This is a genomic window from Kamptonema formosum PCC 10802, assembly GCF_000332335.1.
Lineage (GTDB): Bacteria > Cyanobacteriota > Cyanobacteriia > Cyanobacteriales > Oscillatoriaceae > Oscillatoria.
This window is the reverse complement of the sequence record NZ_KB235948.1, coordinates 2,223,199-2,237,959: the sequence shown is the minus strand read 5'-3', so window position 1 is coordinate 2,237,959 and position 14,761 is coordinate 2,223,199. Positions and strand designations below refer to the sequence as shown.

The following is a 14,761-nucleotide window of genomic DNA, read 5'->3' as shown; positions in this document are numbered from 1 at the left end:
CCGGGGCGGGGGGAAATCTGAGCGTACAGGCATCTTCTTTGCAGATGCGTTCGGGCAGCACTATTGTGACAAACGCTAATAACGCCGATGGCGGCAATATTAGTATTAGCGCCGATACGCTTGTCGCCTTAGAAGATAGCGACATCACCGCTAACGCTCTAGCAGGCAGGGGGGGGCGGGTGAGTGTGAGCGCCACTGGAATTTTTGGCACGCAGTTTCGGGATGCCATTACCCCGGAGAGCGACATCACAGCCACGTCTAATCTCGGCCCCGAGTTCAGCGGTACGGTGGAAATCAAAACCCCTGATGTTAACCCCGCCGCAGGGTTGCTTGAGGTGTCAGCGTCTTTCAGTGACATAAGCAATCAAATTGTCACCGGCTGCGCGGCGGACCGGGGCAATCGCTTTGTCTTTACCGGGCGCGGCGGAATCCCTGCAGATCCCAGCCAGCCCCTGCACGGGACGGCGATTTGGCGGGACGTGCGCCTTGTGGGGACAGCCGGCACCCAACCTCAGGCACGCAAGACTGCCGAATCCCCCATCCCGCCAGCACCGCCACTGGTGGAGGCGACGGGATGGGTGATGGGTGCTGCCGGTCAGGTGCAGCTGGTGGCCAATTCGCCTCATGTCACACTCGAAAGTTTCCGGAGCGAGCCGGTGAAGTGCGGTAATTTTTAGACTGAGGGTAGTTCCTAGCGACAAGCCTTTCGATTTGATCCCCCCTAGCCCCCTAACAAAGGGGGGATATTTTCAAAGCCCCCCTTTTTTAAGGAGGGAAAGGGAGGCTCTCTCACGAAGCGGTGCCAACAGGATTTTTTAAAGTTATAATTAGCGATTTGAGTTAGAATAATGCCAACAATCCCTTTCCTGCTGAAAACGGTGCCTAACCATCTCTACCTCCCGGCGATCGGCTTCTTTCTGGCGACAGCAGTGCTGCCGGCGTTTGCGCAACACCCCCCGTCCCCGCACGGGCTGCAGACCATACCGCATCTCGCCAATAATGTCAAGAGCGCCGCAACCCTCCTGGAACAGGGCAGATCGCTGTACGAGGCGGGACGTTTTGCTGAGGCGGCTGCAGTTTGGCAGCAGGCTGCTAAAGAGTGGGAAAATAAAGGAAATCGCCTCAATCAAGCCCTCAGCCTCAGCTTGATGTCGAGCGCCTATCAAGAATTGGGACAGTGGTCCCCGGCGCAAAACGCCACCGCCCAAAGCCTGGAACTGCTCGCCAGCTTGGAGAAAAACCAGGAGAAAACACAAATTCTCGCTCAAGTGCTCAACACTCAGGGCAGTCTCCTGCTAGCGGTTGGACAGCCCGAAACCGCCCTGGATACCTGGCAGCTGGCGGCAAAAACCTACGCCGAGGCGGGGGATGAAATGGGCTCTCTGGGGAGCGAAATTAACCAAGCGCAAGCCTTGCAATCCTTAGGGCTGTACCGGAGGGCGAAAACTGTCTTAGAGCGGGTGAGTGAAAAATTGCAAGAACAGCCCGATTCTACTCTGAAAGCGACAGGATTGCGGAGTCTGGGGATAGCCCTGCAAGTGGTGGGGGACTTGGGCCGGTCGCAGGAAATCTTAGAGCAAAGTTTGGCGGTCGCGCAGCAGCTAAACTCTCCCGCAAATATCAGTGCCGCCCTGTTCAGTTTGGGAAATAGCCGGAGAGCTTTGGAAAAGCGCGATGAGGCTTTAGTATTATATCAAAAAGCGGCTGTAAATGCAAGCAGCCCGCTGGGAAAATTAGAAGCCCAACTCAACGAGCTGAGCCTGCTGGTGGAAATGAAAAAGTGGGCGGACGCTCACGCCAGGGTGCCGCAAATTCAGTCGGAGCTAGCCAAACTTTCCCCCAGTCGAGAAACTGTCTACGCTCAGGTGAATTTGGCTGAGAGTTTGATGGCAATGGCGTCGGGAGAGCCGGCACGGAGGGGTGAGGGAGAGGCGAGTCTCCGAGAAGTTGCAGCAGCTTTGGCCAAAGCCGCGCAGCAGGCGAAAATGCTGCGAGATCCGAGAGCGGAATCTTACGCCCTGGGAACGCTGGGCAAGCTGTACAAACAGGCGCAGCAGTGGGAAGACGCCCGAAATGTGACGGAGAGAGCGCTGCAAATTGCCGGGGGGATGAATGCCGGGTATATCGCCGCTCGCTGGCAGGCGCAACTGGGTGAAATTCTCAAAGAGCTTGGAGATATTTCTGGGGCAACCGCCGCTTACAGCGAAGCCGTTAACACCCTGCAATCCTTGCGCAGCGATTTGGTGGCGGTCAATCCCGAGGTGCAGTTTTCTTTTCGCGAGAGTGTCGAGCCGGTGTACCGGGAGCTAGTTAGCTTGCTTCTAGACACGCGCTCTTCAGAAGCCCGCCTTTTGAAGGGAGAGCAGGGGGGGATCGCACAAGTCAGTCAAAAAAATCTCAAGCAAGCTCGCGAGGTGATTGAAGACTTGCAGCTGGCGGAATTAGATAACTTTTTTCGAGAAGCTTGTTTGGATGCGAAGCCGCAGCAAATTGATGAAATTGATAGCAAAGCGGCGGTGATCTATCCGATTATTTTGCGCGACCGGCTGGAGGCGATCCTGTCGCTTCCGGGCCAGCCCCTGCGCCACTACACGACGCAGCTGCCCCAAAAAGATGTGGAGAAAACTCTCGACGATCTTTTGCAATCCCTGAACCCATTTTTCTCTGACCAGGAGCGCTTGCGCCTCTCTCAAGAAGTGTATGACTGGCTGGTACGACCGGCACAGGAGCAGCTCGCCAGTCAGGGCATAAAAACTCTGGTGTTTGTCCCCGATGGAGCGTTCCGGAACCTGCCAATGGCAGCCCTCCACGATGGCCAGCAGTATCTGGTGGAAAAATACAGCGTCGCACTGACTCCTGGTTTGCAGCTGCTAGCGCCGCGCTCGCTGGTGCGAAATGAACTGCGGACCTTAACCGCCGGTCTGACTGAAGCCCGCCAAGGCTTTTCCGCTTTGCCGGGAGTGAATGTTGAAGTGACTCAAATCGCGTCTGAAGTGCCTTCTAAGGTATTCTTGAACCAGCAGTTTACTGAAACCAACCTTCAGAAGCAGATCGGCGCGGCGTCCTTTCGCATCGTTCACTTGGCCACTCACGGGCAGTTCAGTTCCGACCCGGAAAAGACTTTTATTCTGACTTGGGATGGAAAAATTAAGGTCAGGGAATTTGAGGACTTCCTGCGCTCGACAGGACAAAACGCCCCCAGTCCAGTTGAATTGCTTGTGCTGAGCGCTTGCCAGACAGCTGCCGGTGACAGGCGAGCGGCTTTGGGACTGGCAGGAGTGGCGGTGCGGTCGGGGGCTCGCAGCACCCTGGCCACTTTGTGGTCGGTGAAAGACGAATCCACCGCCGGGCTGATGGCTGAGTTTTACCGGGAGATCGCCCAACCCGGGGTGAGCAAAGCCGAAGCCCTCCGCCAAGCGCAGCTGGCTGTGTTGAAGCAACCCCAATTCCAGCATCCCTTTTACTGGGCCCCTTTCATTCTGGTAGGGAATTGGCTGTAACGCAATTAAGCTGTTACGCTTTTAATATGCTTATTGTAGGAAGGAGCAGAGCCGACCGAGGGGCGCTGCCTGGCTCACGCTGGGAACGAGGGATAGAGATGGATAGCAAAAATTAAATGCGCAACAGCTTAACAGTTCTCCATATTATGAAGAATTGGTAAAGGAGCGGCCAGACAAGATGAATGGTTTAAAATCTATCTAAGGATAGGGTGGGGTCGGAGCGAGCTTACGATAGTTCACACGATAAGGGAATTTTATATGGTCGGTCAGAAATTTTCTGTGTCTCTAACGCGGTTTTCTGTGGCGTTATCCCTGGGGTTCGCCGTCAGTGCTGGAATGCTCTCACCGGCGATAGCGCAGTCATCGCCAGCAACGCCGGCTCAAAGCACATCGAGTCGCGGTTCAGTCAGCGTCACCTTCGAGCCGCCAAAAGACAGCAAACCCGACAGTACGGTAGGGGGGGCGTCCCGTGGCGAGCCTTGCCCGCAGGAGGTTTCCAGTGCTCGCGGGTGTCTCACCCCGCTGATGCCGCAAAGCAAAGACGGGCTGACGGTTTCGGAACGCCCGACGTTCTTGGTGTATATTCCGCCAAATTCAGCCAATGAAATATTTTTCCGTTTGGTGGGTGAAAGCAATAACTATCGCTACCAGACAAAAATTCCCGTCACGAGCGCTGGCGGTATTGTCAGCATCAAACTCCCAGAGAGCGAACCGGCTCTGGAAGTTGGCAAGAATTACAAGTGGACTTTGATCGCCACCGGCGCTGAGGGGATCAGACCGGACAGTCCGGGGGTGCAAGGGGACATTCGCCGAATTGAACCGAGCCCGGAACTGCAAACTCAGCTGGAGAAAGTGACGCCGCTGGAACGCGCGGCGCTGTATGGAAAAGCCGGGATATGGTTCGATACAGTAGGGACCCTAGCCGAGCTAAAACGAGCGCAGCCTGGGGACGCAACCCTAATAGATGCCTGGAAACAGCTGTTAGGATCGGTGGGGCTGGAGGCGGTCGCGGCTACGCCACTGCTGCCCTAAACTGAGGCAGCGGGCACTGGCCGATTTGCGTTCCGCTTGCCAAAGTATGCTATACTTTTCTATTGGCAGCCGGCTATAGCCCGACAACCAAAGGCGGACAGTTGCCCGCCGCCATAGGGAGCCATCTATTCCCTGAAAACCATGATTGTGTGCCGAATTTCCTGAGTTAAGATCCCCGTTTGTTTATCTGTATAAAGTGGTAAATGGGCTCTCGATAGGTGTCAAAATAGTGCTCGTGGGATATCGCCGACCTGCTGCAGGATGCCGATGGCAAAGTGCGGCGGGGCTTGCTGTCTGTGAGAAACGAGGGCGGGAAAACGAAATGAAATCTGGGGGTTCGCTTGGCGCTGACCTACCTGCCAGCCGAGGGCGTAACCCTGCAGATGATTGACGCAAAAAAGAAGGACTTGCGGTTGGGAAAAGCGGTCTTTGTGCCTTTTAGGGGGAATGATGGGGGCTATGCCGGCGCGAATGCCGGCGGCTACCAGATTTTGCTGAACTTCCGGGGGGAGAAGACAATTTCGCTACGATATCGATGACGGATGTTCTGGAGAACCGCATAGCGCCAGAAAAAGTGCGCGACGCATTCTGATTGTCGGCGCTGCTGCGCCCAGCCTGAACGACGTTTTTTTGACACCCTATTGTAGCAGGTTCAAGGGCGCGCGGGTGCCAACTCCCAGTGCGGTCATTCACGCCAATTTAACCAGCCAGATTTTGAGCGCCGCTCTCGATGGGGGTCCGTTTATCCGGGTTTGGGATGAGCCGGTGGAGGCTTTGTGGATTTTGCTCTGGTCTTTGGCCGGTGCCGCAGCCGGGATGCAGGAATGCTTATTCTTTGCCCCTTGCCGGCTGGCAAAACATCCCTTCCTGATTTGGGCAATTCAAGCATTTTGCACTGTTTTGGCAGGAGGCGCTCTCCTGATGAGCTGCTATAGCAGTAGCCACTTAGGTTCGTACATTTCGGCCTCTTTTGCACCCCCGCACTCCGGCTCCTATTGTCCTAACCCATATTACTACTGGGATATAGACGTAGGGCAGGCGTCCCGCGGGGCCTGAAGGTCTAATGTTTTAACCTAAGTGCATACTGCTATACTACTGGGATATAGACGTAGGTATGGCGTAGCGCTAACGCGCCGCTGCGCTAACGCCAGCCCTGAAGGTCTAATGTTTTAACCTAAGTGCATACTGCTATATTTTACCGAATTTAACCCCTGAAATAGCCCTGCAAGTTGCAGATAAACTCAGGAAAAAAGTGAATTTTTAAAAGATAGCTCCCCCCAATATACAGCGGGACAGTATGTGACGGTAAGCTGTGGGGTCGCCAGCACAGGGGCTGACTCTAGATACGCGCCGGCAGACCTAATAAGTGCGGCAGACAGAGGTCTGTACGAGGCGAAAGAGAGAGGGCGAAACCGGGTCTTCTTGCAGGAGCTGGAAATTTCTAATATCAACTTTCCGGGCAATCCCTATAATTAAGATAATTAAGAAAAGCAGGGGAGCATCTCGCAGAAGGCCGAATCGTGTCTTGTGCGGGGGAAACAGATTTTTATCCGCCGCCGACAAAAAGCAGGTTCGGACTGCAGAATAGGAAATGCAGCCAGCCCTTGGAGCTATGTGGCACAAAGTCAAAAACCGAATTTGGAAATGGCGGGGGGTGCTGCTCACAGCCCCCACTGTGGCAGGGTTAGCGCTCGCAGCCGGCTCTGCCGGATGGTTCCAGCTATTGGACTGGGCGACTCTCGATCTCTTTTTTCGCCTGCGCCCCCGAGAGCCGGTTGACGAACGCATTGTTATTATTACCATTGACGAGCCAGATATCACTTATGTCGGGCAGTGGCCAGTGCCTGACGCAGTGCTGGCTAGAGCGCTCAAGAATGTGAGGGAACACCAGCCAAGAGCGATCGGCTTGGATCTCTATCGCGATTTGCCGGTGGAGCCCGGGCATCAAGCGCTGGTGGGGGTGTTTAAATCCACACCCAACTTAATTGGCGTCGAAAAAGCGGTTGGGGACAGTGTCGCCCCACCCCCAACTTTGAGGGAACTGGGGCAAGTAGGATTGGCTGACTTGGTGCTGGATGCGGATGGCAAAGTGCGCCGGGGTTTGCTGTCTGTCCGAGAAGACAGCGGGGAAACGAAATTAAGCCTGGGGGCGACTTTGGCGCTGATGTACCTGCAAGCCGAAGGCATTGCGCCGCAGAGGGCTGACCCCAAAAAGACGGACTTGAAATTGGGTCAGGCGGTCTTTGTCCCTTTTTCGGGAAATGATGGGGGCTATGTTGGCGCGAATGCCGGTGGCTACCAAATATTGCTCAACTACCGGGGACCGCAAACAAGCTTCCAGACTGTTTCGCTCAGGGACGTTTTGGAAAACCGCATACCGCCAAATTTGCTGCGCGACCGCATCGTCCTGATTGGCGCAACTGGGCAAAGCCTCAACGACCTTTTCTTAACTCCCTATTCTAGCAGTTTTGCCGGCAGTCCCAAGCGAACTCCCGGCTCAGTGATTCACGCCAATATCACCAGCCAGATTTTGAGCGGTGCCTTGCAGGGGCGTCCGTTTATCCGGGTTTGGGATGAGCGTGCCGAGTGGCTGTGGGTTTTGAGCTGGTCTTTTATCGGCGCTGCCGGGAGTTGGGCGATCCTAGAAGCCAAGCTGTTCAAAAAGAATGTTTTCTTGAGATGGACCTTTCTTGGCATTTGCATTGTGCTCGTCGGGGGCAGTCTAGCCGCCGGCAGCTTTGCTGCCTTTCTTTTAAGCTGGTGGATTCCTGGAGTTGCCCCTTTAGTGGCTTTTGCGGGATCTTCGATTTGGATTGCCGGCTACCACAGTCGGGAGTTGCAGCGCCAAAGTGAGAAGAAGCTGGCTCAATTCCTAGAAGCGGTGCCGGTGGGGGTGACTGTGGTCGATGCCACCGGCAAAGTCTGCTACAGCAATCGCGCCGCAGTCCGCCTGCTTGGCAAAGGAGTCGTGCCTGACGCCACCGGCGAGGAATTATCAGAAGTTTTTCAACTCTATATTGCGGGAACTGATCTACTGTACCCGCCGGAGAAATCGCCCCTCTTGCGGGCGCTCAAGGGCGAAGCTTCCATTGCTAACGATCTAGAAATCCGCCAAGGTGACAATATTATCTCTATCGAGAGTATGGGCACGCCGGTTCAGGATGAGTTTGGCAACATTGTTTACGCGATTGCCGCTTTTCAGGATATCACAGAACGCAAAAAAGCTGAAGCTGACCGGGACAAGTTAGTGGAGGACATGTTCTCACTGAATTGCGATTTGGAACTGGCGCTGGACGCTGAAGAACACCTCACTGATGCCTACGGGCGTTTCGTGCCCCACGAATTTCTTCATTTTTTGGGATACGAAAGCATTACCGAGGCTAAATTAGGCGACTGCGTGCAGCTGGACATGTCCATTCTCTTTTCCGACATTCGCGACTTCACCACCGTTTCCGAAACCATGACGCCGGAAGACAATTTCAAATTTATCAATGCCTATCTGTCTCGCATGGAGCCGGCAATCTCTGAACATCAGGGGTTTATTGACAAATATATTGGGGATGCGATTATGGCGCTGTTTAGCGGCGGGGCGGACAATGCCGTTAAGGCGGGGATTTCCATGCTCAACCTGCTCGCTGAATACAATACTACCCGGGGCAGACCGGGACGCCCGCTCATTCAAATTGGCATTGGCATCAATACAGGTTCCTTGATGCTGGGCACAGTGGGAGGGCAAAGCCGGATGAATGGGACTGTGATTAGCGATGCTGTCAACTTGGCCTCCCGCATTGAAGGGCTGACCAAAAATTATGGCGTCTCGCTGTTAATCTCCCACCACACATTTATGGACTTAAATAATCCTGGCGATTATTTCATCCGCTTGATTGATAAGGTAAAAGTTAAGGGCAAATCAGAAATGGTGACGGTCTATGAAGTCTTTGATGCTGATCCCCCAGAAGTGAAAGAAGGCAAGTCAGCCACGAGAACAGATTTTGAAGAAGCTCTGCTGCTCTACAATATTAAGGCTGTCAGGGATGCGGCGCACCTGTTTCAACACTGCCTGAAGGTTAACCCCAGAGATCGAGTGGCTCAAATCTATCTAGAACGCTGTCAGGGGTTTGAGCAAAAATAGCGCATCGGGCATAGGGTGCAGGGCATAGGGCACAGGGCATGGCCCAATTCCCCATCGCCCTTTTGCGTGATGCCCTTTTGCGTGATGCCCAATGCCCAATCACTAGCGTCTCTGCCGCCCCCGGCGCTGTCTCCCTTCGTCACTGCCGGCAATTCGGTCCCGGATTTCACTCAGTGTCGCCCCGTCCTGCAATTTTCTTTTCCAAGTCCTCAGGCCATCGCGGTCGGCATTTCGACCGAGCACTTGCCGGTAAATCCGGTTAATTGCATTCTCCGCTTCCTCACTGCCGGCAATTTTTTTGCGCACGTCACTCAGCGAGTCCCCATCTGCCAACTCACCCACCCATGTCCTAATTCCACCGCTATCTGCTTCTCGCTCGAGCACTTCCCTATAAAGATCCCTAATCCTGTCTTGAGCTTCTCGACTGCGGGCGATATCCTCACGAATGTCACGAAGCGTCGCACCCCGCTCTAATTTCCTCGCCCAATTTCGGAGTCCGCTATAATCAGCATCTCGATCGAGCACGTCCCGATAAATCTCGTTAATCGCATCGTAAACCTCCTGCTCATCCCGCCTTTCATCGCGCCCGTTAGGGCTGGTCCCGCCCCATTCCTGACGCTCGTAACCGGCAAGCAACAGTCTCGGCTTTGCGGAATTGACAGCTTGAACCGGCGCGGCTAAACTGAGGGTGAAAAGCAGTCCTGAGGTGGCCAGAATCTTTCGTCTCATCTTGTCTGCCTCCCAAATGGTCACAAAACCGTGAATTTCCTGTAAAAATCGGGCAAGACTGCTGTAGGGACGCGATATGTCCCGTCCCCACACTCCTGCCGGCGGCTCACCCCCCTGCAATCAGACGAGCGCGAACTCTCATCCCTTGCGAGCTGGGCGCTCAGCAAGCGGTGGGGCAGTCTGCCGGCAGGCGAATGACTCTCAATTTTAATATAACTGGCAGAATCTGACCTGTTCTCAGCCCGATCAGTTCCCGCGATTGCCCCGATCGAAAAGCCACCCGAATTGCGCCGGTGACTCGTCCTAATATTGCCGCTACCAGCGTGCGACCGTTTTCGGCCTCAGCCAACAGCAGACTTCCATCCGGGTGCGCCCGCAAGCGCCGGCGCATACCGGCTTGCGTGCTTAGCACATTTGCGCCGCACTGTCAACTTCCCCTGTAGGGATTGTTAATAATGGACTCGACTGCGGTGAGCGCGCCGGGTTTGGTGGGGCCTCAGAACCCCTGTCCTCGCAGGCTCGACTTTCCCTGAAGGCGAGGCGACCGGCAGCCGGTGTGAGTTAAAATAGCTTCCCTAATCTTCTCTTTGCTTAATCAACCATCCTTCAGCTCTTGGGATTGACGGAGGAGCCAGAAGCCAGAATTCAGCAATTCTCCAAAAGAGGAAAGGATGCCGTATTGAAAATTTATAAGGGCCGGGAGGAGGGGGCACTCTTAGAAGCTTTCTGGCTTCTCAACTCTCAAGTCTAAATTTCCTGAACGTCTGTCAGTAACTCTCCGTAAACTTCAGATAACAAACTTTCCAAAGTGGCCAAAAAAGAGGGTAATTGTGTTAGTGAACAGCCAAGATTTGAACGGCCTGGAATTCAATAAAGCCAACTTTCTTCCCGGTTCTATGAAGGGGGAAAACCTGAGTGGCGCGAACATGAGGGGTTCAAACCTGAGGAGTGCCGACCTGAGTGGGACAGACTTGAGTGAAGCCAACCTGAGTTACACAGACATGGTTGACGCTGACCTGAGGGGCAGCAACCTGAATGGAGCCAACCTCACTAAAGCATGTCTGAATTTGGCGAATCTAACTGAGGCAACCCTGAGAGGAGCCAACTTAAGTGGCACCAACCTAGTGGGAACCAACTTCTCTGAAGCCGACCTGAGTGGGGCCAACCTGAGAGAGGCAAACATCATTGGTGCCAACCTGACGGGAGCGAATCTCAGTGGAGTCAACCTGAGCGGCACAGACTTGAGCGAGACAGAGCTAAGTGGGGCAATCCTGGAAAGAGCTATCTACGATGCCCGCACTCGTTTCGCCAAAGCGATTGACCCCTTACAGACAGGAGCTTACTGCATCACTGCCAGCGTATCACTTCCGGCAGCCAACCTGAGTGGGGTGGATTTGAGCGGCTCCAACCTGAAGAGAGCCGACTTGCGGGGGGCGAACTTGAGAGGGGCGAAATTAATCGCTGCCAACCTGGAGAACGCCAACCTATTTAGGGCCAACCTGAGCGGTGCCGACCTGAGAGGGGCTTCCTTGAATGGAGCCATCCTGCAAAAAGCAGTCTGCGACACAAAAACCCGGTTTTCGGAAGATATTGACCTGACTGAGGCGGGGGCTTACTGGGTTGGCACCAACGTGTCCCTGCAAGGGGTCAACCTGAGTGGGGTGGATCTGTGCGGCGCAGACTTGAGTGGGGCCAACTTAAGTGCGGCCAACCTCAGTGGAGCTGACCTCAGGGGGGTAGACCTCAGCGGTGCAAATATGAGGAAAGCGTTCTTGGAGAATGCTAGCCTCATGGATGCAGAAATGAGAGGTGCGGATCTGGTTCTCGCCCATTTGAATCAGGTCAACCTCAGTGAAGCCGACCTCAGGGATACAGATATGACGAGAGCCGACCTGAGAAGGGCCAACCTCAGGGGGGCGGACCTGAGAGAGGCGGATCTGACGGGAGCGAGCTTAAATGAGGCTTGCCTGAGTGAAGCCGATCTCCGGGGGGCGGATTTGACCAAAGCTGACCTCAGAGGAGCCAACCTCAAGGGTGCGGATTTGCGAAAGGCAGATTTGACGAGAGCCAATTTGGAGGGAGCCCTTTTCGAGGGGGCTCTGTTCAGTCCGGCAGACGGGACTCAGCCCGACCTCAATTCAATCTCGAATCACCGAAAACTTTTACAGCCCGGCGCTTGACGTATCGCTAAGCTTATGCTATAATTCAGCGTCCGCGCTAGCCGCCTCTGGCTGGTACTGAATGCGGTAGATGCGGCTGTTGCCTTCGTCGGTAAATAGCAGGCTGCCGTCAGGCATGACCAGCTTGCCCGACTGGCCTGCCCCAAGTGGTCGGGCCGGCGGGATCGAGCAAAAAGCCGGTGAGGAAGTCTTCCCAGTAGCCTTTGGGACGACCGGCAGCGTCAAAGGGCACAAACACAATTTTGTAGCCGGTGCCCTGGTTGCGGTTCCAGCTGCCGCGAAACGCCACAAAGGCACCGTTGCGATATTTTTCTGGGAAGGTCTTGCCGTCGTAAAACTGAAGCCCCAGAGCCGCTGAGTGGGCTTGGAAGAGGACGTCTGCCGGCTGCGTGCGCTTGGCCAAATCGGGGCGATCGCTAGCGCCATTGCGCGCCAGTCGGGGGTCGGGGTTGTCTGGCGTCAAGTAGGCGTAAGGCCAGCCATAGAATTCCCCCTGGCGAATGCGGGTCAGGTAATCGGGCACGAGGTCGTCCCCCAAACCGTCGCGCTCGTTGACGGTGGTGTAAAGTTCGCCGGTTTTGGGGTGAAAGTCCAGCCCGACGGGGTTGCGCAAACCGGAGGCAAAGGTTTGCTGGTTTGACCCGTCGGGGTTCATCACTTGCACGCTCGGCGCGGGGGAGCTCTTCTGGGCCGGCATTGGAGCGAGATCCTACCGAAACGTAAAGTTTCTTGCCATCTGGGGAGACGGCGACGTTGCGCGTCCAGTGCTGGTTATACCCTCTTCCGGGAAGGCTGGCGATTTTTTCGCCGGTGCCGGCGATTTGCTGCTGGCCATTTTTGTAGGGGAACCGCCGCACTTCGCCGGTGTTGCCCACAAAGAAGTAGCCACCGGCAAATGCCATGCCGAAAGGCAAATCCAGCCCGTTTTCCGGACCGGCAAAGACTTGGCGGGTGCCGGCACTCCCTGTGCCGCCACCGCTGCGCAGCAGGCGAATCCGGTTTTCCGGGGTTTCGGTCACCAGCACGTCGCCGGTGGGGGTGAGGGCTAGCCACCGGGGTTTGTTTAAGCCTTCGGCAAAGACGCTGACGGTGAAGCCGGCTGGGACGCGCAAGGCGGGGTTAGCCGGCACCGGCACGACTTGAGGCGGTTTGGAGGGGCTGCTGCTGTGGTAGGGTTTGGGCAAGCTTTCCAGGGTGATGCGCACCGGCTGGGGTGAGAGGGGTTCGGTGCGCAGCTGTTTGTTTGCGGATGCTGCAGCGGTTGCCGGCGCATCCTTAAGTCCCTCACCGGCAGCATTGTTTAGCTGTGAGTTGGTGCGGCAGGCGGTGCTGAAAAGCAGCGCCTGCAGTATGAAAAAGCGCCCGGTTTGCATGGCAGCAATGCGGTAAAATTGGCTCCACAATTCCATTATGGCGGAGTGATATGAAGCTCCCCCACCTGCCTCGCGGGCAGGCTTTGGGAGGGAGAATGCCGGCACTCAGCTCTCCCTGTTTGGCCAAAATATTGCGTCTCTCATATTAGTGAGGTACTGAGAAACCCGGTTTCTTTTAGAAACCGGGTTTCTGGGCAAACACGTTCATCCAACTGAGAAACGCTATCTCAAATCTAAAATCATTTTTGGGAGGGATTCGTGCTCAATCAAAAGATTGCGGTCGCATCTGCGGACGGCGGCAGCTTCAGCGCCTATGTGGCCATACCGGCTGCCGGTCAGGGTGCCGGTGTCCTCGTCATCCAGGAAGTTTTCGGCATTAATGAAGTCATGCGCCAAATTGCCAACTCTTACGCCGAGGCGGGGTATGTGGCGATTGTGCCCGATTTATTCTGGCGTCAAGAACCGAATGTCGAGCTAACTGACCGAACTGAGGCGGAGTGGGACAGGGCGATTGAGCTCTATCAAGGTTTTGATGAGGACAGGGGGGTTGAGGACTTAATGGCAACGCTCAGCGCCCTCAGGGAGATGCCGGCCTGCACCGGCAGGGTTGGTACGGTTGGCTTTTGTCTGGGCGGGAAGCTGGCTTATTTGATGGCCACTCGCTCGGATGCGGACTGCAATGTTAGCTATTACGGTGTCGCCATTGAAAACAATCTCGCGGAAGCTGGCAATATTAAAAAGCCGCTGATGCTGCACATTGCGGAAAAAGACCGGTTTGTCCCTCCGGAAGCCCAAGCCACTATTAGGGCGGCGCTGAGTGGCAACCCGCTGGTGACGGTTTACAGCTATCCGGGGGCTGACCACGCTTTTGCCCGCGTCGGGGGAGTGCCGTACAGCGAGGGTGCCGCTCAGGTGGCCAACAGCCGCACGCTGGAATTTTTTCAGCAGCATTTGGGGCTGTCTGGCGTCTGAAGTCGCCGCGCCGGCTTTTGAGCAAGTCAATAAGCGGAGTTTTTAGGGCGCATTGGCGGTGGGCACTGGCAGTGGCGCTGCAGGCTGTGGGACGCCGGGCCTGCCTTGCCTGCAACACGAATGCCGTCCCGGAGGACGGCATTTTTTTGTGAAATCGGCTTGACTTAATTGCGCCAAGGTGCTGTGTGGCTTACCAAAGAGCTCTCACCGGCGCGGGTGTGGCCCGTGGCACGGTGACAGAAGGGTTCATTGCTGGGGCAGGAACCACTGGTCGTGCCGCAGGTACTACCGGTGGGGGAGCCACCGGTCGCACCACAGGAGCGGGCTGTACTGGTGGTGGCAGTACCGGACGAGCGGTAGGGGCCATGCTGGGAGCCGGTGGTGCCGCCGGACGAGTGATAGTTGTTGTAGAATTTGTGCTGCTGCCAGAACTTGAGCTACTCCCAGAACTTGAGCTACTCCCAGAACTTGTGCTGGTAGAGCGGGTAGAACTCGCCATTTGTGATGAGGCAGCCGTAGCCATAGCAATATTAAGCACACGCCCGCTGGCCACCTGGGCTACAATGTCCATCCCGGACACCAGCCCCAGGATTCCTTGGTCTCGCTTCGAGAGCCGCAGCTCTATGACATTGCCGTTTGCTTCTTGAACTTTTACCACCTCGCCGACAATACTTTTGATCGTGCCTCGGATGGTTTTAGCCCCATTCATCTGGGTAACCTGCTGTCGCTGAGCGACTTCAGCAGATGGGCCCGCCATCGCCGGCCCCACGGCTACTGCCGAGAGTAACAGTGTCACTGTCGTGCCTGTCAATATTTTCATTCCCTGATTGGGCATTACAACCT

General features: G+C 55.5%; 13 protein-coding genes and 2 pseudogenes. 11 read left to right on the top strand and 4 right to left on the bottom strand.

What is annotated here, in order from left to right; genetic code table 11:
* The 7 genes and pseudogenes from OSC10802_RS0109555 to OSC10802_RS0109530 all read left to right on the top strand — a co-directional run.
* A pseudogene (locus OSC10802_RS0109555) lies at positions 1-677 on the top strand (S-layer family protein); the annotation flags it as partial.
* Positions 678-848: 171 nt separating this feature from the next.
* The gene (locus OSC10802_RS0109550; protein ID WP_017716557.1) at positions 849-3,500 is read left to right on the top strand and encodes a CHAT domain-containing protein; all 2,652 of its coding nucleotides are present in this window, start codon (positions 849-851) and stop codon (positions 3,498-3,500) included.
* Positions 3,501-3,758: 258 nt separating this feature from the next.
* Positions 3,759-4,532, top strand: coding sequence for a DUF928 domain-containing protein (locus OSC10802_RS0109545; protein ID WP_017716556.1), 774 nt, complete (start codon positions 3,759-3,761; stop codon positions 4,530-4,532).
* A 341-nt stretch (positions 4,533-4,873) separates the two neighbouring features.
* The gene (locus OSC10802_RS54230; protein WP_026098337.1) at positions 4,874-5,071 is read left to right on the top strand and encodes a hypothetical protein; all 198 of its coding nucleotides are present in this window, start codon (positions 4,874-4,876) and stop codon (positions 5,069-5,071) included.
* 91 nt (positions 5,072-5,162) lie between these two features.
* Positions 5,163-5,588, top strand: a complete 426-nt coding sequence (locus OSC10802_RS54225) for a CHASE2 domain-containing protein (RefSeq protein WP_071593295.1) — start codon at positions 5,163-5,165, stop codon at positions 5,586-5,588.
* A 216-nt stretch (positions 5,589-5,804) separates the two neighbouring features.
* A pseudogene (locus tag OSC10802_RS46070) lies at positions 5,805-6,008 on the top strand (GGDEF domain-containing protein); the annotation flags it as partial.
* Positions 6,009-6,144: 136 nt separating this feature from the next.
* Complete coding sequence (locus OSC10802_RS0109530) at positions 6,145-8,664, top strand: CHASE2 domain-containing protein (protein ID WP_017716555.1); 2,520 nt, start codon at positions 6,145-6,147, stop codon at positions 8,662-8,664.
* A gap of 102 nt (positions 8,665-8,766) precedes the next feature.
* Here the strand turns inward: OSC10802_RS0109530 and OSC10802_RS0109525 are convergent, their stop codons facing one another.
* Both OSC10802_RS0109525 and OSC10802_RS0109520 read right to left on the bottom strand, forming a co-directional pair.
* Positions 8,767-9,393 carry a DUF4214 domain-containing protein gene (locus tag OSC10802_RS0109525; RefSeq protein ID WP_155967512.1) on the bottom strand — a complete coding sequence of 209 codons (627 nt, stop codon included), beginning with the start codon at positions 9,391-9,393 and terminating at the stop codon, positions 8,767-8,769.
* Positions 9,394-9,553: 160 nt separating this feature from the next.
* Positions 9,554-9,805 carry a hypothetical protein gene (locus OSC10802_RS0109520; protein WP_155967510.1) on the bottom strand — a complete coding sequence of 84 codons (252 nt, stop codon included), beginning with the start codon at positions 9,803-9,805 and terminating at the stop codon, positions 9,554-9,556.
* A gap of 418 nt (positions 9,806-10,223) precedes the next feature.
* Between OSC10802_RS0109520 and OSC10802_RS0109515 the strand changes: the two genes are divergently transcribed.
* Positions 10,224-11,573 (top strand): pentapeptide repeat-containing protein, encoded by a 1,350-nt coding sequence (locus OSC10802_RS0109515; RefSeq protein ID WP_017716552.1) that lies wholly within the window; start codon positions 10,224-10,226, stop codon positions 11,571-11,573.
* 109 nt (positions 11,574-11,682) lie between these two features.
* On the opposite strand, the gene OSC10802_RS56385 is transcribed toward OSC10802_RS0109515, so the two are convergent.
* Positions 11,683-12,228: a PQQ-dependent sugar dehydrogenase gene (locus OSC10802_RS56385; RefSeq protein ID WP_369797115.1), complete on the bottom strand. Its 546-nt coding sequence runs from the start codon at positions 12,226-12,228 to the stop codon at positions 11,683-11,685.
* A gap of 109 nt (positions 12,229-12,337) precedes the next feature.
* Between OSC10802_RS56385 and OSC10802_RS56380 the strand changes: the two genes are divergently transcribed.
* The 3 genes from OSC10802_RS56380 to OSC10802_RS0109505 all read left to right on the top strand — a co-directional run bounded on the left by OSC10802_RS56380 (position 12,338) and on the right by OSC10802_RS0109505 (position 13,918).
* The gene (locus OSC10802_RS56380; protein ID WP_017716549.1) at positions 12,338-12,622 is read left to right on the top strand and encodes a hypothetical protein; all 285 of its coding nucleotides are present in this window, start codon (positions 12,338-12,340) and stop codon (positions 12,620-12,622) included.
* Positions 12,623-12,749: 127 nt separating this feature from the next.
* A complete protein-coding gene (locus OSC10802_RS56375) occupies positions 12,750-12,962 on the top strand; it encodes a hypothetical protein (RefSeq protein ID WP_369797065.1) in 213 nt (70 codons plus the stop codon).
* A 242-nt stretch (positions 12,963-13,204) separates the two neighbouring features.
* Complete coding sequence (locus tag OSC10802_RS0109505) at positions 13,205-13,918, top strand: dienelactone hydrolase family protein (protein ID WP_017716547.1); 714 nt, start codon at positions 13,205-13,207, stop codon at positions 13,916-13,918.
* A 190-nt stretch (positions 13,919-14,108) separates the two neighbouring features.
* On the opposite strand, the gene OSC10802_RS49345 is transcribed toward OSC10802_RS0109505, so the two are convergent.
* On the bottom strand, positions 14,109-14,753 hold the full coding sequence (locus OSC10802_RS49345) for a hypothetical protein (RefSeq protein ID WP_155967508.1): 645 nt from the start codon (positions 14,751-14,753) through the stop codon (positions 14,109-14,111).
* Between the last annotated feature and the right edge of the window lie 8 nt (positions 14,754-14,761).

What these genes read in the sequence shown, in the direction of transcription:
- OSC10802_RS0109550 (WP_017716557.1), top strand. Translation starts at nt 849, where the DNA reads ATGCCAACAATCCCTTTCCTGCTGAAAACGGTGCCTAACCATCTCTAC.
- OSC10802_RS0109545 (WP_017716556.1), top strand. Translation starts at nt 3,759, where the DNA reads ATGGTCGGTCAGAAATTTTCTGTGTCTCTAACGCGGTTTTCTGTGGCG.
- OSC10802_RS0109530 (WP_017716555.1), top strand. Translation starts at nt 6,145, where the DNA reads ATGTGGCACAAAGTCAAAAACCGAATTTGGAAATGGCGGGGGGTGCTG.
- OSC10802_RS0109525 (WP_155967512.1), bottom strand. Translation starts at nt 9,393, where the DNA reads ATGAGACGAAAGATTCTGGCCACCTCAGGACTGCTTTTCACCCTCAGT.
- OSC10802_RS56385 (WP_369797115.1), bottom strand. Translation starts at nt 12,228, where the DNA reads ATGAACCCCGACGGGTCAAACCAGCAAACCTTTGCCTCCGGTTTGCGC.
- OSC10802_RS49345 (WP_155967508.1), bottom strand. Translation starts at nt 14,753, where the DNA reads ATGCCCAATCAGGGAATGAAAATATTGACAGGCACGACAGTGACACTG.